Source organism: Paenibacillus sp. Y951 (genome assembly GCF_056786395.1).
In genome coordinates this window covers 109,538-132,989 of record NZ_JBXCIY010000004.1, presented here as the reverse complement: position 1 = coordinate 132,989, position 23,452 = coordinate 109,538, and the positions used below count along the sequence as shown (strand labels likewise).

Sequence of the window (23,452 nt, the reverse complement as noted above, 5' to 3'; positions counted from 1 at the left end):
CATATTCAGTTAACGCTGAGGGAAAGCTGATTCTAATAACAACTCTAGTTTTGCAGAACCGTTGCTAATCTTCGATTTATCTAAGTAATACAGACTTACGAGACTACCATCACTATAAGATCGAAAAAACATATGCTGATCGTTTCCAGTAATATCGACAGAATAACGATCCAACATCGACATATCGATCCGATCAACCTCTTTATAATTCGAATCGTAAATTACCATTGCTTCCTCTACATCTGAAAAATCTTCATGCATACTATACACCCTGATTGGATTAAGAAAGATGTATTGAGCATCCTTATGAGTCTTACTAATTATCGGCAATTTTGTCGGGAGCTTAACAACATCTTCTCCTACTAAGTTCGAGCTATATGAATCCCATGATTTTTCATCTAGTACATCGCCCGTAAATAAACTAAAAAACAATCTATCTCCCAGAATACTAGTAATTAGAGCATTTCCTTCATATTCGCTATACAACAATTTGTTCTCGTGCGTACTTAAATTATGCATAACTGTGCGATACATATTCGGTCCTGATTCCATAAAATATAAATAATTTCCATAGGGTCTAATATCATTAAGATTCATATTTGACTGTTTAACTGTATATACTGCAGTTGCTTCCTTTCTAGGCTCAGCTAACGGCACTGAAAAGATCGTTGAATTTTCATCATTATTTGTATTTTTCACAAAATAAATATGATCACGATGTATAACAACTGGCATAGGTAAAGTATCAAATTCACGAATGACCTTACGCTTCGTGCCATCTGTATTCATTTGAACTAGCACATACTGCTTACTTCCGAATGCATCCTTATCCGTTCGATCACTCTTCTCTAAAACATATAAATGATCTTTATAATAAGTGATCGATCCTGGAAAGTTTATATAGGAGTTATATATATAGGCATTACATTTTTGAGGAATACTTTCATTATCTGACGAGCTACAATCGTTGTTAGGATTATTATCTAATAAGATAGGCTCCATAGTTTGCTTATCCATATAATACAAATACGATCCATTAAGAAAATAATAACCATCCTCGGTCTCCGTTATTCCTTGCCCCGTTCCTTGATGATGTAGATAATATTGATAATCCGTATTAGGATTATATTTCATTGGGTTCTCTATTACTAACTCGGTATCTTTATTAGTGCATCCTACGATGGTAAGCATAAAACAACTTATAATGATTATACGAACCAAACTCTGTTTCATATTCATTACTCCAATTCACTATAATATGATATGTAATTACAAGTGGGAGGAAACAAACGATGTGTTCTCTCTCATATGGTAGAGTGGTAATTAAGAGACTCCACTAGTTCCACTTCCATTCTGAGAATATTTGTAGAACATAAAACTATCAATCTATAAATATATTATGTCCTTTCTCAAATATACTAAAAAATAGTTTTTTTGTAAATCATTTTAAAATAAACCAAATCTCAATTAACTAATCACTCACGCGAATAAATCTACACAATTAATCCAAATAGGAAACTTCTTGTAGGAAAGACACCGCTACCGTAAAATAGGAAATAACTGAAAATATATGAATGAAGTGAGGGAATTAAGCAATGGAGGGAAACCTGCTGCTTATCGAGGACGATCCTGCCATCAGCACAATGGTGGCCGATTACTTGACCAAAGAGGGCTATACAACCACTGTTGTTAATGACGGTGAACAGGCTCTTAAGCAATTCCTGTCCAGCAGCTATGATCTAGTGTTGCTTGATTTAATGCTACCTAAGCTGAATGGACTAGACATTTTGCAACTTATAAGGGGACAAAGTCGTGTGCCCATAATTATCCTTTCTGCGAAAGATCACGAAGTTGAAAAAGCGCTTGGCTTACGGTTTGGTGCTGATGATTATATAACGAAGCCATTTTCTCTTCTTGAATTGGCTGCTCGTGTTCAGGCATCCATTCGTAGAGCTACTCAATATTCAAATGTGGAATCTGAACATGAATCGATCTCACAGAAGCTTTCCGTTGGTGAATTAATGATTGATCCTGATAACTTTAAGGTGTTGAAGCGTAATCAGGAAATCAAGCTTACGGCAACTGAATTTCAAATTCTAAAGCTATTTGTTCAAAACCCAACACGGGTTTATACGAAGGCTTTACTTTACCAACTCATATGGAACGAAGAATATTACCAAGATGATAATGTCATTAACGTGCATATGAGACGCTTACGCGAGAAAATTGAAGATGATCCATCCAACCCACGCTACATTCGTACACTATGGGGAATTGGTTACCGGCTAGGAGAACTCTAGATGAGAGACTTCTGGTGGATTTGGATCATCCCTATTGTCGGACTTTTATTTTTGTATGTACGCGAGCGCATGACGAACCAGTTAACTCGAAAAGAGCTAATGTACATAAGTACAAAGCTCCATGAATTTACAGAGAGTAAAAACTATCAACTACAAGAACGTCTCCTTATTGTAACTGGTGATAGCCATTTAAGAGAATTACTTCAAGTGATCAATACATTACTTGATCATTCCAGTCAGTTAGCTTCTGATTACACAAGAACGGAACGGGCAATGCGTATGATGCTAGCTAATGTATCCCATGATTTGAAGACGCCACTCACCGTTATTATGGGTTATGCAGAAATGCTTACACGGAATACAGATTTATCACAAGATGAACGGCAAAGAATGCTTAATCAAGTATATAAAAAGACCGTTGAGGTGCATGAACTGATCAATACATTCTTCGATCTAACAAGACTCGAGACCGATGACTTTGATCTTCCACTTTCTGTTATCGATGCGTGCGAAGTCTGCCGTCATCGCATACTAGCATACTACGATCTCCTCGCTGAGCATGACTTCAAGGTCGATATTAATCTTCCCGACGAGGCGGTATTCGTATATGCGAATGAAGAAGCATTATCGAGAATTCTCGATAACCTACTCTCAAATGCCGTTCGCTATGGTGCCGATGGTCGTTATCTTGGATTATCTCTCACTCCATTAGAAGGAAAGATTCAGATTGTGGTGAAAGACCAAGGTCGTGGTATACCTCAAGCAGATTTGATTAGAGTTTTTGAGAGAATGTATACAATAGAAGACTCAAGAAATCGTAATATACAGGGTAGCGGACTTGGTCTTACTATCGCAAAAAAACTTACTGAACGATTAGGAGGGCGCATTAATCTTGAGAGCGTCCCAGGTCTGCATACTAGCTTCACCATAACACTTCCAGCTGCAGCAATAAGATCTCCCCAAGAAAGTAAGAAATAAGTAAGCTTTACGACATTAAAAAGTGAGATTTCCACGATATGATTACATTATGTTGATATCAAGGGGAGTGAACACAATGGCAGAAATTATTCGAACGCGGTTACTCGACAAAAATTATGACAAGGCAGATGTATTGTCTAGCGTCAATATGAGTGTACAACAGGGTGAGATATATGGATTTCTAGGACCTAATGGTGCTGGTAAATCGACATTAATGAAAATACTGCTTGGACTGGTGCAACCATCTAGCGGTGAAATCGAACTGTTTGGGAAGCGAATAAACTTTGATTCAAGAGATCATCTTAAGCGAATTGGGCACTTAATAGAAATCCCGCCCTTCTACGAAAAACTAACGGCGGTACAAAACTTGGAGCTGCATACAGAATACATGGGTTACTACAACAAACAAGCCATTCACGATGCATTAGAGCTAGTACAGCTGATTGGTGTAGAGAACAAGCCTGTAAAGCAATTCTCCGTCGGTATGCGACAGAGGCTAGGTATTGCTAGAGCAATTTCTACTCGACCCGAATTATTACTATTAGACGAACCTATTAATGGCTTAGATCCAGAAGGTATTCACGCTATGCGAAATTTGTTCCGTAGATTACGTGATGATTGGGGCATGACTCTACTTATCTCCAGTCATCTGCTTACAGAGATCGAGCAAGTAGCTGATACGATTGGGGTTATCAATAAGGGAAGAATGATCAGAGAGGTATCGATGGAGACAGTACGTGCTTCTGCTACTGTTTATGTAGAAATTACAACATCAGATACTATCTCAGCATCATTCGTGTTAGCTGAAACGCTGAAAATTAAAAATTTCAGAAAGATTAGCGATCATGTTATTCGTATCTATGATTCAAGCATTACGCAAGAAGCGTTATCCAAAGGACTCATCATGAACAATGTACCCATCGAGTCAATTAATCGTCGTCATCATACATTAGAGGAATATTTCTTCGATATGATTAAAGGAGGCGTTGATTATGTTCCATCTCATCAAGCTAGAGCTTAAGAAAGGACGTTTTAATAGCTATATTTGGGGTTCGTTGATCGCTTATGGGGTCATTGCTGGTTTTATGTTACTCTTATACTTTATTGAAAGCATAGACAGTACAGATCCTGTTTTTCAGAACTATGCAGAAATGTTCCAAATGATCGACATTTTCGTTCGAGCGACGTTTATTATTTACGCATCAGTTCTCTTGTCCAAACTAATTATTACGGAATTCAAAGATAAGACGATGGCACTTCTATTCACTTATCCAATTAGTCGTAAGAAACTCATCTTTGCTAAGCTGTCGATTGTATTCGTCTGGGTATTTGCCAATGTCATTATAGCGAACCTTATCATTGACGCATTGTTTATCGCAATTAATTCTGGGTTTGGTTACGTATCCGACACGTTAACACGTGAGATTTTAGTTCAACATGCCATTTATGTGGTGATGCAAGCTCTCGGTGCTGCAGGTATGAGCCTACTGCCACTTGCGTTTGGTATGCGTAAGAAATCGGTACCAGCAACTATTGTATCGTCGATTCTAATCGTGTCTATCATATGCTCCAACAATATGGGTTTTTCCCTAAGCTCCATCATAGCTATTCCATTATCTCTTGCTGCAATTGGAATACTAATAAGCTATCTAAGCTTTAGAAGTATAGATCGAGTTGATGTGAGCTAAGAAGCTTATTAATAGATAAAGGCGAATCTCCATTCAACTGTGAATGAGAATTCGCCTTTAATTTGTTTAAAATGCTGGAATTGCCGTTTCACTATAATTTTCTTCTAGAAATTTACTTACTTCTGGACTTGTCATCGCTTCAGCTAGCTTTTGAATTGGCTCCCAGTCAGCATTATCTTTACGTGCTACTAACGTAATCGCAAAATCATTTTCGATTCCTTCCGTAAGAAGAGCATCACTCTTCGGCGTTAAGTTAAGCGGTGCAGCATACGCAGGTGTCATAACGACTGCATCTGCGTCATCGTACATTCTCGCTAGCATTAACAAATCAATTTCTTCGAATTTATAATTTTTCGGGTTGTCGATAATATCTGCTTGTGTATAATAAGTACCCGTCTTTTCTTTCAGCGTAATGACATCATTCTGAGCCAGCATCGCCAATGAACGATCCACATTAGATACATCATTCGCTATAGCAATGACCGCACCTTCAGGTAATTCATCCATAGATTTGTACGATTTAGCATATACACCATAGTTGGCAAAATATATCGGTGTAACAGGAACTAGCTCTGTATCTTTGTTTCTATTGAATTCTTCCATATACGGAACATGTTGAAAGAAGTTCGCATCCACTTCTTTTGCTGCAAGCGCGCTATTAGGCTGAACATTGTCACCTAGTACAACAACTTCAAGATTAATTCCTTGTTCCGCTAGCTTCGGCTTAGCAAGCTCGAGAATTTCTGTCATTGGAGCAATTAATGAAGCAACCTTCAATGTTACTTGCGCATTTCCACTATTATTGACTTCATTCGCTTTATTACCTTCGTTCGCCTGACCACAACCAGCTACAATAAATGTAAGTATCGTAAACATTAACAGCATTTTTTTCATTTTATTTCTCTCCTTAAAACTTTTTGTGTACTTTCAAAATCTGCTTCTTCGATAAAAAAGTTGCTTCGAAAGCATAGGCTATACTTTTTATGTACTTGCAAAATCTGCCTCTTCGATAAAAAAGTTACTTCGAAAGCATAAGCTCTTATCTATCTTTTATCTATTTTTTTGGATACAGTTGAGCCAACCCATTGGATCAGCTGTACCAGTATAACTATAATAATAATAACATAGAGCATCAAGTCTGTTTTGAACTGCTGATAACCATATTGAATCGCAAATTGCCCTATACCACCCCCGCCAACAACACCCATAATCGTCGAGTATGAAATAAAACTAATGATCGATGTCGTTAATCCGAGCACAAGTCCAGAGCGAGCCTCTACATACAGAAACTTGAAAATAATATCTTTAACCGATGCTCCCATTGAAATTGCCGCTTCGAGCACTCCTTTAGGTACATCAAGCAACGATTGCTCGACTAAGCGCGAATAGTGGGCAATCGCTATAATTGCTAATGGCACAGTTGCGGCTATAGTGCCAATCGCAGTCCCAACAATTAATCTTGTAAATGGGATAAGAAAAACAACCAGCAATAAAAACGGAAACGAACGTATCGTGTTGACTAACAAATTTAAAAGATGAAAGGTAAATCGGTCCGCTAGCATCTGCTCTTTCCTGCAGAGAAACAGAAACGTACCAACAGGCAATCCGATCAGCACCGCAGCCACAATAGAAGCACCAACCATGACAAAGGTTTCGCCGAGAGCTTTGATTATTTCCGCTTGATATTGCACTAAAACTTCAGGCATGGTCGCTCGCACCATCCTTTGTTAGCTGCTTTACAAAGCTTTCAGGGCTATGGTCTATATTGTGAATCCCTTTAGGCTGGATCGCTACCGTGTCATAGATTTCGCCATCCGCCATGACAGCTACGCGATGACATATACTGCGAATGACATCCATCTCATGGCTAACGATAACGATTGTCACTCCGAGATGCTTATTAATATTTTCTAGTACTGCTAATATTTCAGCCGTTGTATTCGGATCGAGAGACGAGGTTGGTTCATCACAGAGTAGTAGCTGTGGCTTATTCGCCAATGCTCTAGCAATAGCTACACGCTGCTTCTGACCACCACTCAACTGTGCAGGATATTTATCCATATAGCTTTCCAAGCCAACAAATTGTAGACACTCCAACACGCGACTTCGGCGTTCTTCCTTTGGATAATTTGCCAATTGTAAGGCCACTGCTACATTATTATAAACTGTTTTATTGGCAACTAAGTTGAAATGCTGAAAGATCATCCCAATTGATTTCCGTGCTTGCCTCAGCTTATAACTGTTCAAACGTGTTAGCTGCTGACCATTAACCTCCACTTCACCTTGATCGGGAACTTCCAACAAATTGATAAGCCGCAGCAAGGTGGATTTCCCTGCTCCGCTAGCTCCAATAATTCCATATATTTCACCTTTAGATATCGTTAAAGATGTAGGTTTAATCACCTGAAACTGCGAGTAATTTTTACTAACATTATGTAATTTAATTATAACAAAAACCCCTTTCTTTGAACCTCTCACGACTGAAGTCACGAGTGTTCTCGGCTGAAAATAAAAATTTGAAGGGTGTTTATAACGTTTCTAAGTATAGCTCAATACGTTGGTGTTGTCATGGTAGTAACTACCGTTAAATGCCAACAAAATATTTAATTTCTAAAATTCACAAAAACGTCACTTATGAAAAGAAAATCGGTCCTCTATAATCAACGTTATGCTCTTAAAAGGAAGGATGTCTTAGTTTGCCTAGTAACAAAAAAGAAGGTATTATTTTCGGACTATTTATGTGTTTTGGGATGGTTTTTATTATGTCCACTTATAACACAGCTTTACACGGATTTTCAGAATTGACAATTGGAAGTGCATTGATTCAATTTGTCATAACGTTTGTTGTCGCTTTTATCGTTGAATCATTAGTTGAGCCTAGAGCGCGAAAACTTGCCCTATCACTTCCATATGATAAATCGAAGAAAATCAATTTTATTTTGGCGATTGCTTTTTGTATGGTTCCCTCCATGGTTCTTATTATGTCAGTCTACGGAGTTATTCTAAAGGCGACATTGATTGGAATTGAGGGTTCATATTTCATTGCATATGTTAAAACTGTTGGACTAAATATTATCGTGGCACTTCCAGCGCAATTACTAATCGTTGGACCAATCTCACGTTGGTTATTAGTTAGTTTTGTTAAACCATCGACTAGACAGACACCGGAGTTGAACGTCTAGTTGTAGATAGAAATAAGGCAACAAAAAAATATAAGGTCTATCTCTACATATAGTTTAAGTAGGGGTAGACCTTGTATAGGAAGAGGTTAACGGTTATTTATACCACATTCTGTGAGTACATTAGAAGTGCGGTTAGGATGATAAAATATTTTCTAGGCATTCATCGCAAATTTTATATGCTTTTGGTTTTTTGCTTACTAGTTCAACATATCCCTGCTGCATCAAATAATCCATCACTTTATTAACTAGATGTCTAGATTTATGAGATAACTCCATTAAATCTTGCACAGATAAAATCAAATTATCTTTTACAAATGTGTTAATGCTAATTATGATATACAATAGTTCGCTTTCGTTTTTCAGGCTTTGCCACTTATTATGTTTAATATATTGTTTAATCCGCTCGAGCTTCATTAAATTAACTTCAAGATCTTCAATAATGCCTTTTTGTCCGATAGATAGTAATTCCAGCATATTAATTAAATAGAACGTCATATCTCCTTGATTCAAAGGCGATGCTATTTCTTCCAATGCTTTATAATACTTTGACTTATCTCTATTCACAGCATAAGAAAAGGTTATGGCCGAGTATTTTTCCAAATATCTCGACAAATAACTCCCCACAATTAGACGTCCTGTTCGGCCATTACCATCATAAAATGGATGGATGTACTCATAGTAATAGTGAGCAACCATATACCGATACAATGCAGGATGAGATTCATTTTGCAAGTAAGTAATTAGTGCGCCTAATGCTTCAATAATTTTCGTTTCAGAGCTCATACCGATATGAGTCGTTACACCACCGTCATTGACTTCAACATATTCTTTGCGGAACAATTCTCCATCGGGAATATCTTCTGTTGTAATTTCATCAGCCACTAAGTCATCATACAACGTTCTAAAATCTTGAACATCTTCAAATGCGTTTATTTGATCGATATATCGATATGTTTTCATTAGACCCTGAAACCTCTTATATTTAGGTTCGGATTTTTCTAATGCTCGAAGAGCCTCTTGTAGCTCTTTTTTTGTACTACGGATTCCTTCGATCTCATTATTGCTTTTTGCCTCATTAATAATCAATTTATTAAAATAAGGCTTTACAACAAAGTCAGGTAACATACTAATAAGTGAAGATATTTTAGAACTATTCAATAATACTTCATTATTAAGATTCATTAAGTCATGCGTGTTTACATAAAACAGCTCAAATGATTGTTTCGTATGCTGCTCTTTTCTAAATCCTCGGATCATTAATGATGTTAGATAGCTACCATAGCTATCTTTTCTTTTTTGCAACTCATCGTGATAAGAGCTTGCATCCAATTTATAAAAAAGCTTAGATAACTTTTCATACTTCATAAATTCACCTCTCTATTTTCAAAAAATAGACGTTTTTTAAATTATAGTTTCATTTTATCCATGTTTCAAATGAAATATTCTGAATTTTACTGAAATATTTAAAATAGGCACCTAAATAGGTTCATAATAAACTAAATAGAACCCACTTCCTCCTCCACTTAATTCATTAACCTGAACTTCTCAGGAGTTAATTCCATCTGCTTACGAAAACTAGCTACAAAATGACTGACATCGCGAAAGCCTACACGGCTCGCAATTTGCGTAATCGTTAGCTCTCGTTCATGCAATAGCATTTCCTTAGATTTTCTAAGTCGCAGCCTTATAAGATATGCATAAGGAGATACAAGAAAGGCTGTTTGGAACAATGTATTCATCTGCCTTGGCGTGAGCTGAAGCACCGTTGCCATCTGTTCTAGACCTACGTTTGGATCAGCATACTGGATTTCTAACCAATCCAGTACTGGCTGCAGTTGCACAATATGACGCTGAATCGAGGTACGGTTATTCATTTGACCATGCTGCTTCAACTGCATAAAGAAAAAGTATAAGTCAGCCGATGCATCATAGCTAGAATAATACAATTCATTATTCATGTTTATAAGCTTTTCGATGATGTTCGTAATCGCCATATGTAGCGGAGATTGCTCCTCCCAGCTGAAATAGGCAGACTGCTGCATATTAAGCGTGCGCAGGATCGTATCAACATCACTACCGCCAAACGTAATATATTGTGTGCACCATTGCTCTGTCACCGCATAATACGTATGGGATACTCCAGGATATAACAAAACCCCCGACCCTTTAGTAAGTCGATACGACTTATCCTCAATAATAAATTCACCTTCCCCCTCGTACGTTTGCAGCCAATGAAAGTGTGTAAACCCGTCGGGTCGAACTAGCTTTTCTTGATCCTCATGATGTCCTATACTCTCGATAAACAAAGGAAAACCACCGCTTGCAGATGGCGTTAATTCAAATCGCGTATGCCGCATTCCCTTCACCTCTTTATCATTATACTTCCATATTATTATATAAGATTGAAAATATATTATATTTTAACACATTTGAGATTAATATATACTGTACTTATTCTTATATCTAATTCTGGTAAATGAGGTGTATACATGATCAATAGCAAGCTTCCAAAAATATGGTACGGTGGGGATTACAACCCTGAGCAATGGGATCACGAGGTTATGGACGAGGATGTACGCATGTTCAAACTTGCCGGCATCGACGTAGCTACGGTTAACGTATTTTCTTGGGCATTATTGCAGCCTACTGAAGATACGTACGATTTTTCTCGTTTAGATCAAATTATTGAACGATTGCATGCAGATGGCGTATACGTATGCTTAGCGACAAGTACAGCGGCGCATCCTGCTTGGATGGCTCGCCAATATCCTGATGTATTGCGTGTAGACTTTGATGGGCGTAAGCGCAAATTTGGCGGCAGACATAACTCATGTCCCAGCAGTCCTACCTATCGGAAATATTCTGAAAGATTAGCCGAAAAGCTAGCTCATCGCTATAAAGATCATGAAGCACTACTCGTTTGGCATGTTAGTAATGAATATGGTGGATACTGCTATTGTGATAATTGTGCAGCAGGCTTCCGTACATGGCTAGAGCAACAATATCATACCATTGAACAGCTTAATAAAGTTTGGAATACACGCTTTTGGGGACATACCTTCTACGATTGGGAGGAAATTGTGCCTCCTAGTGCTTTATCTGAGGAATGGGGTGCAGACCGTACTAACTTCCAAGGAATATCGTTAGATTATCGTAGATTTATGTCTGACAGCCTGCTTGAATGCTATAAGCTTGAGCATGCTGCTATCAAAAAGCATACTCCTGATCTGCCCGTTACAACGAATATGATGGGCTTATACAAAGAGCTGGATTACTTTAAATGGGCTAAAGAAGTAGATGTAGTTTCATGGGATAATTATCCGTCGCTTGATACACCTATTAGTTTAACCTCGATGACGCATGATTTGATGAGAGGTATTAAGCAAGGACAGCCGTTTATGCTCATGGAGCAAACACCAAGTCAGCAAAATTGGCAGCCATACAATTCCTTGAAGCGCCCAGGTGTTATGAAGCTTTGGAGCTATCAGGCTGTTGCGCATGGTGCAGATACGGTACTGTTCTTCCAATTGCGAAGATCAGTCGGCGCATGTGAAAAATACCATGGTGCTGTTATTGAGCATGTAGGACATGAGCATACAAGAGTATTTCGTGAATGTGCACAATTAGGACAAGAGCTATATACTTTATCAGATAAAATATTAGATAGTCGCATTAAAGCGAAAGTGGCTATCGTGTTTGATTGGGAAAATCGCTGGGCAATTGAGCTATCTAGCGGTCCTACTGTTGCCTTAGATTACGTTAAAGAGGTACACAAATATTATGATGCCTTGTTCCAGCAAAACGTCCAAGTTGACATGATTGGCGTAGAAGATAGCTTATCAGACTATGATATAGTTATTGCTCCTGTGCTGTATATGGTTAAGGAAGGCTATGCTGCTAAGGTTGAGCAATTTGTGCACGCAGGAGGTACATTCTTAACGACCTTCTTTAGTGGAATTGTTAATGAGAATGATATCGTCACGCTTGGAGGGTATCCTGGCGAGCTCCGTAAAGTGCTAGGCATATGGGCTGAGGAGATTGATGCTTTATTCCCTGATCAAAGCAATCAAATCGTACTGCCTGCTGAACTTGGAGCATTATCAGGAGAATATAGCTGTAACATCCTTTGCGATCTGATTCATGCTGAGGGAGCAGAAGTTAAAGCTGTTTACGGCAGTGATTTCTATAAAGGAATGCCTGCACTAACCGTGAATCAGTTTGGTGCAGGTCAAGCTTGGTATGTAGCTACTAGCCCTGAGCCAGCATTTTTGCAGGGATTATTGGCTCATATTTGTGAAGATAAAGGAATTACTGCTCCGATCGCACCCGTTTCTGGTGTAGAGGTATCAACACGAGTATCTCCAGAGGGGCAGCCATTACTATTTATTCTGAATCATAATGATGAAGCTGTGCAGATTGATTTGGGTCAGCTGCAAGGTACAGAACTGATTAGCGAGAATGAAGTAGCGCAGCAGCTAACACTTGATGCGAAAGCAGTAGCGATAATTGAAACGAAGTAATACAACAAGTGTTAAGTAACCCATTCAGATGCAAGGTGAATTAAACCACCTAATCTAAATACAAAATTGAAAGGCACCCAATATGGGTGCCTTTCGTTGTTTCAGTATAGTTAAGATGTTACCGTGGCTTCATTCGCTCAATATATCCTTGCTTTTTCGATTCCATAACGCTTTGAATGAATCATTATGTTCTATTAAGCAATCAAATTTCCCTTCACCCACAATAGAGCCATTCTCCACAACTAATATCTTATCTACATCCTTTATAAAATCTAACCGATGAGCAATTATAATTATTGTTTTATCTCTACATTCGTTCAAAATAGTTTCCATTATACTTTTCTCCGTGAGATTGTCTAATGCCGATACGGGTTCATCAAGTATTAACACATTTCTTTTTTGAAAAAGTATTCTGGCGAATGCTAATCGTTGTCTTTCTCCTCCGGATAATTTGACACCTTTCTCACCGATCAAAGTATCCAATTTCTCTGGTAAATTTAATATTTTCTCCTTCAAATGAACTTTTTCCAAAATACTATATATCTCTTCGTCTGAAATATTATGATCAAATACAATATTGCCTCTAATAGAAGTATCAAAAATCGGAGTATCTTGTGATAAATAGGAAATATGATCATAGTAACTGTTAAGGTTAATATCATCTATCTCTAGCTTATCCAATAAGATGTTACCTTTCTTTTTCTTTAATAACCCTACAATTAATTTAATAATTGTGGACTTTCCACCCCCACTTAAGCCAACAAAAGCAACCGATGCTCCTCGTTCAACCGAGAAAGATATATTGTTCAATATCTTGACACTACCATAATTAAAGGAAACATTTCTAAATTCAATATCACCTTGTAGTTCAATAATCTTATGCCCCGATTCCAAATTGCTATCTTCTGGGGCATTAATAAAATCATTAAACCTATTATAAGTAACCTTATTAAGTTTATAATCCACAAAAAGAATATTGAAAATTGCAATTGGGGAATAAATCTTATCAATAAACATAAACAGTGCCACGACAATCCCAATCGATATCTCACCTGCTAACACACTGTTAATTCCGTAAATCATAACTATGATTTTTATAGAAGTGATAAATAACTCAAAAATAGCGAAAAAAGATTCATGTATCATTTTCAGTTGAGAACTGCTTTTTATAATATTACGTGCAGTAACACTTAACTTATTGATCTCTGCATCATATCTTTTGTTGGTTCTAAAGACGACTAACTCCATGAATCCACGTATCGAATATCTAGACATATTTTCTTGTTCTTTAAGTATCGTAGATTTTATATTGTACAAATATTTCAATAGTATATTCGTTACAAGAAAGATGAATACATATCCAACCGCGATCACTACCATGATTCTTATGTCATAGAAACTAATAAAAAATAAGCTGTAAATAATTGTTGGCAGTAACTCATGAAGTGTTCTGAGAAAGAATGAAAAAATAATACTGTTTCCAGCAAAAGCTCCATTCTCAATAACTTTTATCATTTGTCCCGTACCAATATGTTGATATGCTTGATAATCAATTCGAGATATTTTCGATAATGCCATAATTTTCAATCTTTCTGTTATACTATTTGATAAATGTACACTTGGGTATTCCGCAAAATAGTTAAGTGTAGCTACCCCACCTAGCAATAGTGCATAGCTAATAATTAAGGATGACACGTCACTAAAACTATTGATTACCATTATCATATCGAGTATTTTCTGGAACAGCACAATACCTAAACTACTTAAAAATTGAATTGTGAATCCTAGCAATATATAAACAAATATCCACCACTTTAGGTGTATAACAATCTTCTTCAACATAATCGTTACGCTCCAATCTTTCAAATGAATATAAAAAAACCAAACAACTCATCACAATTCAACATTAAATAACCACAAATAGATGGTCATTCATGTTAAATAGCGTAAGTGCCTGGTTCTAAAAATGACTTCCCGGCACCGTTCAAATACTAGTCTGTATACAATCAAATTGATAAAAGTTTTGCTATAAACTTTAAATGGTGAAAAAGTTGAAAGTGTGGTGAATCCATTGTTTAAATTGATGTTAATTGAAGATGATGAAACTCTATTTAATGAAATCAAAGATAGATTTACGCAATGGTCTTATGAAGTTTACGGCATTCAAGATTTTAGTATGGTGATGGAACAATTTATAGCGATAAAACCCGATTTAGTTATTATTGATATTCAACTTCCAAAGTTTGATGGGTTTCATTGGTGTCGAATAATTCGGTCACATTCAAACGTTCCTATTATATTTTTATCTTCCCGTGACCATCCAACTGACATGGTTATGTCGATGCAGTTGGGAGCTGATGATTTTGTTCAAAAGCCGTTTCATTTTGAAGTATTGGTTGCTAAAGTACAAGCTATTCTTCGCCGTGTGTATAATTATAATACGGAACCAATAACACTGAAAACATGGCGCGGTGCAACGGTTGATTATGAAAAAAATATCGTTACCAATGAGGTAGGATCAATCGAATTAACGAAGAATGAAATTTACATTCTAAAACTACTGATCAAGAAAAAAAATAAGATCGTTAGTCGGGAAGAATTAATAACAAGCTTATGGGATGATGAACGCTTTGTAAGTGATAACACTTTAACGGTCAATCTAAATCGATTACGTAAAAAACTAGATGAGCTTGGTTTAGGGCGGTTTATCGAGACAAAAACCGGGCAAGGTTATATCGCTATGGAAGAGGCTCACTAATGGTCATAACATTTTTACGTGAACGTTGGAGCTGGATTGTTCTGTTTTTATTCCAGCAATTTCTTATCATCTTTATTGCTTATATTGATGCGACGATCTCATTCCAGCCCATTCTCTATATGGTCTTTTTAACAATGATGATTTTTATCTTCTTTTTAATCATTCGCTACAACAAAGAAACAAAATTTTATAGAAGCCTAGAGGAATGGGAGAACAATCTTGATTTATCAGCTATAAACCAACCTGATAGTCCTTTTGAAAAAATAGTTGAACAAAGCATTACTGATCAATCAGAGCATTTGAGACAGATAGCTATGCAAAATCGTATTCTGTTAGAGCAAGAGCAAGACGAACTCTTGTCTTGGATTCATGAAGTGAAAACACCGTTGACGACTATGCATTTAATGATTGAGCGATTAGATGATAAAACATTAAAAGCTCATCTAACTTATGAATGGCTCAGAATTCACTTGCTCTTGGACCAACAGTTACATCAGAAGCGTCTATTATTTATAGAAAATGATTTATATATAGAAACTATTGATTTAAAATCTTTAGTTTTCAAAGAAATTAAATCGTTACAGTCATGGTGTATTCAAAAAGGAATTGGCTTTGACATTCAGTTAGAAATAAAAGAAGTTACAAGCGATGCTAAATGGGTGTCCTTCATCATCCGACAACTTTTAACTAATTCCATTAAATATAGTGAAGCACATGATATTATCATTCAAAGCTATGAGCATAATAATCAAACTCACTTACGAATAAAAGACTTTGGGCGTGGAATTGATGCCAAAGATATTCCTCGGATTTTTGATAAAGGCTTTACATCAACGACTACACATTATGATAATTCATCAACAGGCATGGGCTTATATCTAACAAAAAAAGCAGCAGATTCATTGCTCATCCATATAGATGTGGAGTCACACCTAAACTCAAGTACAACCTTTACTTTAACGTTTCCAAAAAATAATGATTTCGTTAATATTGTAAGCATGTGACAATAATGTCACATGCTTTTGTATTTTGTTAGGTGAATGAAAGGCAAAGAACGTGATCCCTTTTTATAATAAAGTTATTAACTTTAGCTAATGCTTCTGAGGTAACTTTTTATTATCGAAGAAGTAATTTTAGAAAGTATATAAAAAAATTTAAGGAGATTTCGATATGAATATTCTAGAGGCAAATAAAATCGCTAAAAGCTTTGGAAATAAATCGAATAAAGAAGAAGTATTAAAGGGAATCGACATTACCATTAAACAAGGTGAATTCGTTAGTATTATGGGAGCATCCGGATCGGGAAAAACAACACTCCTCAATGTCCTTTCCTCCATTGATAAAGTTAGTTATGGAACGATCAAAATTAACAACCTTGAAATGACAAAAATGAAAGAAAGACAACTAGCCGAATTCCGCAAAAAATATTTAGGCTTTATCTTTCAAGAATACAATTTATTAGACACGCTAACGGTGAAAGAGAACATTCTATTGCCATTATCGATAACAAAGACGCCAAAAAAAGAAGCCCATCAAAAATTTAAGGAAGTCGCTACAGAGCTAGGAATTTATGATCTGAAAGATAAGTATCCAAATGAAATTTCAGGTGGGCAAAAACAACGTACGTCAGCAGCTAGAGCTTTTATTCATGAGCCCAGTATTATTTTCGCTGATGAACCCACAGGTGCACTTGATTCAAAATCTGCTTCTGATCTATTAAACAAGCTAAGTGATTTAAACCAAAAACGTAACTCTACCATTATTATGGTCACTCATGATCCAATTGCTGCAAGCTATTGTAATCGAGTCATTTTTATTAAAGATGGGCAAATTTATACGCAGCTTACTAGAGGTGAACAAGAACGACAATCCTTCTTTACCGATATTATGAAAACGCAAGGTGTATTGGGTGGGGTGCACTATGAACATTAATCAGCTCATCCTTCAAAATTTGAAAAAGAATCTTAAAAATTATTATCTTTATGTATTTGCACTAGTCTTTAGTATTGCCCTTTATTTTGCTTTTGTCACACTGCAATATGATTTATCAATGGATGAAGTTAAAGGATCTATTAAAGGTGCAGCAGCTATTAAAACCGCCTCAGTGCTCCTTGTTCTGATTGTCTCAATCTTCCTTTTATATGCCAATAATATTTTCATTAAAAGACGCAGTAAAGAAGTTGGTCTATTACAATTAATAGGGATGACAAAAAATAAAATCTTCCGCATTTTAAGTGTAGAGAATTTAATACTATATTTCATTTCCTTATTCATTGGGATATTTGTTGGATTTTCCTTATCAAAATTAATCATCATGATCTTATTTAAAACGATTGGTATCGAAGACATCGCTCAGCTAAATTTTTCTAAACAAGCGTTTATACAAACAATCATTGTTTTTTGTGTCATCTACCTGTTTATTATGATGATGAACTATACATTTATTAGAAGGCAAACGATATTGTCCCTATTTAGAGTGACATCATCAACAGAAGGTAAAATAAAGAAAACCTCTTTCCTTGAAATGCTGATCGGTATATTTGGTATTTCATTAATCTTGTTAGGATACTATGTATCGACCAAATTATTTGGTGGAGACATTACATCGATGATGGAATTATTTCTAGCAATGAGCTTTATTCTCGGTTCTGTCATTATCGGAACATTCTTTTTCTATAAAGGGTCTGTCCGCTTTATTGCTAACATTATTAGGAAAAGAAAAGGCGGGTATCTAAATATTAATGAAGTACTATCCCTTTCATCGATTATGTTTCGAATGAAATCGAATGCTTCATTATTAACAATTATTACGACGGTTTCTGCACTTGCTATCGGTTTATTATCTTTAAGTTATATCGCTTATTACTCAGCAGAGAAATCAGCAGTAAATAATGTGCCTGCAAACTTTTCGATGACGAACATAGAAGATGCCGAGCAATTTAAGTTGGCCTTACATGAAAAGGATATTACATTTAAAGAAAACGTAATTGATGTCATTCAAGTAAAGATCGACGCACGAAATATATTAGATGCAAACCTAAGTGAATTAAACATTGAGCCGAATTCAATGACCATTTCTGTAATTAGTGATCAAACCGTTGAAGATATCGATGTGTCTGCTGATGAAACCATTCTTACCGGTTATAATGATTTGCTACAAAAATTTATGTCCTTGAAAAAATCTGGTCAAATCAAATTAATAGGCGAACATGAAGTTATTCCTCAACAATATGCAGGCTTAAGAAACGACTACGTTATTTCATATAATTTTACAGATGGCGGACTGCCCGTTGCCATTGTAGATGAATACGTATTTCAACGTTTACAGCAAGATATTGATCCAACAATACAAAAACCATCATCCTTATATATAGGAATTGATATTTACGATGACAATCAAATTAAAGAAGCAAATGAAATTTTTCTAGCTTCAAATTTTAGTGATGCTAACTTTTCTCGTCTTGAAATGAGCAGTACTCAAAAGACAAGTATGGGTCTGATCATGTTTATTATTGGCTTCTTAGGGCTAACTTTTCTCATTGCTTCTGGATGTATTCTTTATTTTAAACAAATGGATGAAAGTGAAGATGAAAAACCGAGTTACAACATTTTGCGGAAACTAGGTTACACCCAAGGAGATTTGCTGAGGGGGATTCGGGCAAAGCAACTTTACAATTTTGGAATTCCTTTAATCGTCGGGCTCTTCCATAGCTATTTTGCCGTTCAATCCGGTTGGTTCTTATTCGGAACTGAAGTTTGGACACCAATGATTGTGGTTATGTTATTATATACCGTACTATATTCCATCTTCGGTATACTATCTGTACTCTATTATAAAAAAGTGATAAAAGCCGCACTATAAAACTACAACTAAAGCCAATCCCTCAGTCATATTGCAGTAGCGGTAGTTAAAAATAGCGTTTCGAATGCCCAAAAGGCTTAGAAACGCTATGTTTCGTTAATCAAATTAAATAACATGAGATTGTTTTCAATTATACCGTCTCTTTCAGATTCAGATCATAACTTTGTAATATCTATCCAATCTCAAAGGGAATCTTGCACATCATGTCGAATGTTAGTTTATTATGACGACAAAAAAAATATGGATTATAACGATACTGTTTTTAGCCGTTTTGACTAGTTTCCGACTGCTATGGTTGCAATCCAACGCAACGACTAATCAGCCTGTTGCCGTGAATGGTGTGCTTGACCTGCGGGACTGGGATAACTTTTCCGACCGCTCACTTCCACTTAATGGCGAATGGGAATTTTACGCTAATACGTTTCTACTACACGATGAGTCCACTCTACGTAATCGGCAGACCTCCAGTCAGTCCATTGAAGTGCCTAGCAATTGGACATTTATTGGTAGCAATTATAGCAGCAAAAAATACGGATTTGGTACTTACCGTCTGAAAATTTTAATAGATCCTGACAAGGGGAATTCCTACGGTCTGCACATATCTAGTATTAAGAGCTCCTCAGAAGTTTTCTTGAATAAACAGCTTATCGGTCATTCCGGTCAACCAGCCGAGAGCCAAGATAGCTATGCACCACAAGACGTTCCATATACGATGTACTTTACCCTACACGATGAAAGCGAAATTGAACTCGTTATTCACGTCGCCAATTTCGATAACGTTCGTAATGGTGGAATTGTAGATCCGATTAAGTTTGGATTAGATAGTACTTTAAGGAAGGATTTAGGCTTTTCCGAAAATATGGTTTGGATTGCTTGCGTCGCCTATGCGATCCATCTTTTCTACGGCCTCGTATTATATTTAGTCGGGGATCGAAATAAGCGGCTAATTTACTATTCACTAATGATAGGATGCGTCATTTTCGCAACGCTGTGGCAAGGCGAAAGACTATTGTTGACATGGATTCCATTTTCATTTGAATGGAGCTTAAAGTCCATGTATCTCATGATGCTATTCGGTGGAGTTATGCTGCATCTGTTAATTAAGGATAATCTTCGATTATCACTACATCGTCGGTTCTCTTTCATTTACGAGCTGTTATGTGTCATTGGAGCACTATCGATATTACTATTACCTTTATCGACTACGATCACACTGGAAAACGTGTATATTTTGCTTACGTTCATTCCTTGTATAATCACACTTACGGTCATGTACAAATCAGCAACCAAAATAGATTCCGACAATATTTTCTTACTGCTTGCTGCTGTAGCGGCATTTAGTAGTATGATATGGCTCGTCGTGCTTATTACTTTTGCGATCGATATAATTTCCTATCCGTTCGATCTCATCATTGCGATGATCTGCTTCTCGGCGTTTTGGTTCAGACGCTTTTTCCGATTATCGAAAGAGTCGCATCAGCTTGCTAATACATTGCAACAGGCAGACAAGCAAAAGGATGACTTCCTTGCTACGGTTGCTCATGAGCTAAGCAATCCGCTCAACGGTATTATTAATATTTCGCAATCTGTGTCAGAAAGAGAACAGGATAAGCTAGACAATAATAGCGCGAATGATTTGCAATTGCTAGTTAAAGTCGGTCGGCGAATGTCCTATATTTTGAATGATTTGCTGGATATCGCTCGCTTGAAGGAAAATCGGATTAGTTTACACCGTACTAATATATCAGTACATAACGTAGCTACGAGCGTCATCGATACGCTACGCTTTATGACCGAGGGCAAGCCCATTCAGCTTGTGAACAACATTCCAGTCAATTTCCCACATGTTCATGCTGATGAAAATAGGCTGAATCAAATTTTGTTCAATCTACTGCATAACGCAATTAAATTTTCCAATGTAGGGGAGGTATCCGTACAGGCTCATATTGCGGATGGATGGGCAAGTATAGCCGTTACAGATACAGGCATCGGGATAGATGCAGCGTTGTTAAGCACTATATTCGAACCATATGAGCAGAGCTTATCCAATTCAACTCCATTCAAGAGTGGATTTGGACTGGGACTGGGCATCTGCAAGCAGCTTGTTGACATGCATGGCGGAACGCTTACCGTTAACTCGATACCGAATCAAGGATCTACCTTCACATTTACATTACAGCTCGTTGACTCTGAAGTCATTAACGATGGATTAACTGACGTGACTACTATTGTATCAGAGGACAGTAGTACCACTAGCGCTCCATTATCTTCCGAAGGTGATGACGAGTCTAATGATTATAGCTCAGCACTTAACCGAATTCGTCTACTCGTCATCGATGATGATCCCGTCAATCTAAGTGTATTCAAAACAATTTTTTCGGATGACAGCTACGAAGTCGTTACTGCAATCAACGGACAAGAAGCACTGAAGCTAGTTGAAAATAATCAGTGGGATCTCATCATTTCGGATGTCGTTATGCCAATTATGTCTGGTTATGAGCTAACTGCCCGTATTCGCAAGCGTTTTTCTATTACGGAGCTTCCAATATTGCTGCTGACAGCAAGTAATCGCGATAAAGATATTGAATTAGGATTTCTGTCAGGTGCAAATGACTACGTCACCAAGCCAATCAATGCTACAGAGCTTAGGGCTAGAGTTAGATCATTAACAAATTTGAAAAATTCAGTAAATGAAAGATTGCGAATGGAAGCGGCGTTACTACAGGCGCAAATTAAACCTCATTTCTTGATCAACACCTTTAATGCACTATCGGCACTTAGCTGGAGTGATAAGGATAAAATGGATGGTCTCATCCAAGAGCTTACGAATTACTTTAGGCTCGGCATTGATTTTCAAAACTCTGATCAGGCTGTACCGCTTGAACGTGAGCTTAGGCTCATTCGCTCCTATTTATTTATTCAAAAAGAGCGGTTTGAAGAAAGACTGCAAGTTGTATGGGAGGTTGACGATCGCATCAATATTAGCATTCCTCCGTTAACGATTCAGCCGCTGGTCGATAATGCTGTTACCCATGGTCTATTAATGCGTAATGCAGGCGGGGAGGTCCGTATTCGGATTACCGATCTTGGTCATTCAGTTGAGTTTTGTGTTTCTGACAATGGAATCGGCATCGATGCCGACACTTTGAAGCATATATTAGATAGACAATCGAATAAGCGCTCAGGCATCGGCCTGCTCAATACTCATCGCCGTTTAATGCAGTTTTACGGCAGCGGCCTAACTATTGAAAGCAGTGTAGGTGTAGGAACATCGGTCACATTTACGATTGCAAAGTAGCATGGCATATAAGCTGGGAACAGTCGACAGTTATCTATTTACAAATTACACAACAAATAAAGAGTCTGTCCAAATGGTCAGACTCTTCGGGATGTCTAGCCTTTTAAGCATTTTACATTCATTATGTTATTATAGTGAAAAAGTAGCAACATGGGAGGAGCATAACTATGAAGCATTCCATACTAATTGTCGAGGACGAAGAAAAAATAGCTAGGTTGCTGGAAATTGAGCTTGAAATGGAAGGTTATCAAGTGAAGCGCTGCTTAGATGGTCTTACAGCCTTGGAAGCGTTCCACAGCGCTAAGTGGGATCTAGTGCTGCTTGATATTATGCTTCCGGGAATGAGCGGAATTGAATTACTACGACGTATCCGTACTCATGATTCCGTTACACCGGTTATTTTGCTAACCGCAAAAGACTCTGTTGAAGATAAAATATCCGGGCTTGATTATGGAGCCAACGATTACATAACAAAGCCTTTTCAAATTGAAGAACTGCTTGCTCGGATTCGTGCTTCGCTTCGTTTGCGCATGGCGACGCCGACGTTAGAACGTGAAGAAGAGGAATGGCTATGTGCAGCCGATCTCAAATTAAATGAAAAGACGAGAGATGTCATTCGTGGCGGGAGCGCTATTGAGCTTACCCCCCGTGAATATGATTTACTCGTTTATTTGCTAAAAAACAAACGGCAGGTGCTAGAGCGCGAGCAAATTCTCGAAGCAGTCTGGGGATTTGATTATTACGGAGAAACAAATATTGTAGACGTTTATATTCGATATGTTCGCAAAAAAATCGATACTGGCCGACTGCCTGAGCTGATCCACACGGTTCGCGGTGTCGGATATGTATTAAAGGAAACGACCTAA

General features: G+C 37.2%; 19 protein-coding genes. 12 read left to right on the top strand and 7 right to left on the bottom strand.

The window, feature by feature from the left end; all coding sequences use genetic code 11:
• Nucleotides 1-9: 9 nt before the first annotated feature.
• Nucleotides 10-1,191 carry a hypothetical protein gene (locus AC1TPB_RS07420; protein ID WP_482075899.1) on the bottom strand — a complete coding sequence of 394 codons (1,182 nt, stop codon included), beginning with the start codon at nt 1,189-1,191 and terminating at the stop codon, nt 10-12.
• Nucleotides 1,192-1,595: 404 nt separating this feature from the next.
• On the opposite strand from AC1TPB_RS07420, the gene AC1TPB_RS07415 reads away from it, so the two are divergent.
• From AC1TPB_RS07415 to AC1TPB_RS07400, 4 genes are all read left to right on the top strand, one after another.
• Complete coding sequence (locus tag AC1TPB_RS07415) at nt 1,596-2,300, top strand: response regulator transcription factor (protein ID WP_482063858.1); 705 nt, start codon at nt 1,596-1,598, stop codon at nt 2,298-2,300.
• Nucleotides 2,301-3,278: a sensor histidine kinase gene (locus tag AC1TPB_RS07410; protein WP_482075898.1), complete on the top strand. Its 978-nt coding sequence runs from the start codon at nt 2,301-2,303 to the stop codon at nt 3,276-3,278.
• Between the two features lie 76 nt (nt 3,279-3,354).
• Nucleotides 3,355-4,299, top strand: a complete 945-nt coding sequence (locus tag AC1TPB_RS07405; RefSeq protein WP_482075897.1) for an ATP-binding cassette domain-containing protein — start codon at nt 3,355-3,357, stop codon at nt 4,297-4,299.
• The gene (locus tag AC1TPB_RS07400) at nt 4,271-4,966 is read left to right on the top strand and encodes an ABC transporter permease (protein WP_482075896.1); all 696 of its coding nucleotides are present in this window, start codon (nt 4,271-4,273) and stop codon (nt 4,964-4,966) included. The genes AC1TPB_RS07405 and AC1TPB_RS07400 overlap by 29 nt, the downstream gene beginning before the upstream one ends.
• A 66-nt stretch (nt 4,967-5,032) precedes the next feature.
• On the opposite strand, the gene AC1TPB_RS07395 is transcribed toward AC1TPB_RS07400, so the two are convergent.
• The 3 genes from AC1TPB_RS07395 to AC1TPB_RS07385 form a co-directional block, all read right to left on the bottom strand.
• A complete protein-coding gene (locus AC1TPB_RS07395; RefSeq protein WP_482075895.1) occupies nt 5,033-5,860 on the bottom strand; it encodes a MetQ/NlpA family ABC transporter substrate-binding protein in 828 nt (275 codons plus the stop codon).
• 149 nt (nt 5,861-6,009) lie between these two features.
• Complete coding sequence (locus AC1TPB_RS07390; RefSeq protein ID WP_482075894.1) at nt 6,010-6,672, bottom strand: methionine ABC transporter permease; 663 nt, start codon at nt 6,670-6,672, stop codon at nt 6,010-6,012.
• Entirely contained in the window at nt 6,665-7,414 is a 750-nt protein-coding gene (locus AC1TPB_RS07385; RefSeq protein ID WP_482076076.1) for a methionine ABC transporter ATP-binding protein, read from the bottom strand. Before AC1TPB_RS07385 ends, AC1TPB_RS07390 begins: the two co-directional genes overlap by 8 nt.
• Nucleotides 7,415-7,662: 248 nt before the next feature.
• Between AC1TPB_RS07385 and AC1TPB_RS07380 the strand changes: the two genes are divergently transcribed.
• The gene (locus tag AC1TPB_RS07380) at nt 7,663-8,148 is read left to right on the top strand and encodes a DUF2798 domain-containing protein (protein WP_482075893.1); all 486 of its coding nucleotides are present in this window, start codon (nt 7,663-7,665) and stop codon (nt 8,146-8,148) included.
• A gap of 132 nt (nt 8,149-8,280) precedes the next feature.
• Here the strand turns inward: AC1TPB_RS07380 and AC1TPB_RS07375 are convergent, their stop codons facing one another.
• Both AC1TPB_RS07375 and AC1TPB_RS07370 read right to left on the bottom strand, forming a co-directional pair.
• The gene (locus AC1TPB_RS07375) at nt 8,281-9,513 is read right to left on the bottom strand and encodes a Fic family protein (protein WP_482075892.1); all 1,233 of its coding nucleotides are present in this window, start codon (nt 9,511-9,513) and stop codon (nt 8,281-8,283) included.
• Between the two features lie 158 nt (nt 9,514-9,671).
• Complete coding sequence (locus AC1TPB_RS07370; RefSeq protein ID WP_482075891.1) at nt 9,672-10,505, bottom strand: helix-turn-helix domain-containing protein; 834 nt, start codon at nt 10,503-10,505, stop codon at nt 9,672-9,674.
• 132 nt (nt 10,506-10,637) lie between these two features.
• Between AC1TPB_RS07370 and AC1TPB_RS07365 the strand changes: the two genes are divergently transcribed.
• Nucleotides 10,638-12,668, top strand: coding sequence for a beta-galactosidase (locus AC1TPB_RS07365; RefSeq protein WP_482075890.1), 2,031 nt, complete (start codon nt 10,638-10,640; stop codon nt 12,666-12,668).
• Nucleotides 12,669-12,797: 129 nt separating this feature from the next.
• Here the strand turns inward: AC1TPB_RS07365 and AC1TPB_RS07360 are convergent, their stop codons facing one another.
• The gene (locus tag AC1TPB_RS07360; protein ID WP_482075889.1) at nt 12,798-14,510 is read right to left on the bottom strand and encodes an ABC transporter ATP-binding protein; all 1,713 of its coding nucleotides are present in this window, start codon (nt 14,508-14,510) and stop codon (nt 12,798-12,800) included.
• Between the two features lie 229 nt (nt 14,511-14,739).
• Between AC1TPB_RS07360 and AC1TPB_RS07355 the strand changes: the two genes are divergently transcribed.
• The 6 genes from AC1TPB_RS07355 (at nt 14,740) to AC1TPB_RS07330 (ending at nt 23,452) form a co-directional block, all read left to right on the top strand.
• Nucleotides 14,740-15,426: a response regulator gene (locus tag AC1TPB_RS07355; RefSeq protein WP_482075888.1), complete on the top strand. Its 687-nt coding sequence runs from the start codon at nt 14,740-14,742 to the stop codon at nt 15,424-15,426.
• Nucleotides 15,426-16,430: a sensor histidine kinase gene (locus AC1TPB_RS07350; RefSeq protein ID WP_482075887.1), complete on the top strand. Its 1,005-nt coding sequence runs from the start codon at nt 15,426-15,428 to the stop codon at nt 16,428-16,430. Before AC1TPB_RS07355 ends, AC1TPB_RS07350 begins: the two co-directional genes overlap by 1 nt.
• A 166-nt stretch (nt 16,431-16,596) precedes the next feature.
• The gene (locus tag AC1TPB_RS07345; RefSeq protein WP_482063869.1) at nt 16,597-17,358 is read left to right on the top strand and encodes an ABC transporter ATP-binding protein; all 762 of its coding nucleotides are present in this window, start codon (nt 16,597-16,599) and stop codon (nt 17,356-17,358) included.
• The gene (locus AC1TPB_RS07340) at nt 17,348-19,288 is read left to right on the top strand and encodes an FtsX-like permease family protein (RefSeq protein ID WP_482075886.1); all 1,941 of its coding nucleotides are present in this window, start codon (nt 17,348-17,350) and stop codon (nt 19,286-19,288) included. Before AC1TPB_RS07345 ends, AC1TPB_RS07340 begins: the two co-directional genes overlap by 11 nt.
• A 223-nt stretch (nt 19,289-19,511) precedes the next feature.
• Nucleotides 19,512-22,586: an ATP-binding protein gene (locus AC1TPB_RS07335; RefSeq protein WP_482075885.1), complete on the top strand. Its 3,075-nt coding sequence runs from the start codon at nt 19,512-19,514 to the stop codon at nt 22,584-22,586.
• Between the two features lie 167 nt (nt 22,587-22,753).
• Entirely contained in the window at nt 22,754-23,452 is a 699-nt protein-coding gene (locus AC1TPB_RS07330) for a response regulator transcription factor (protein ID WP_482075884.1), read from the top strand.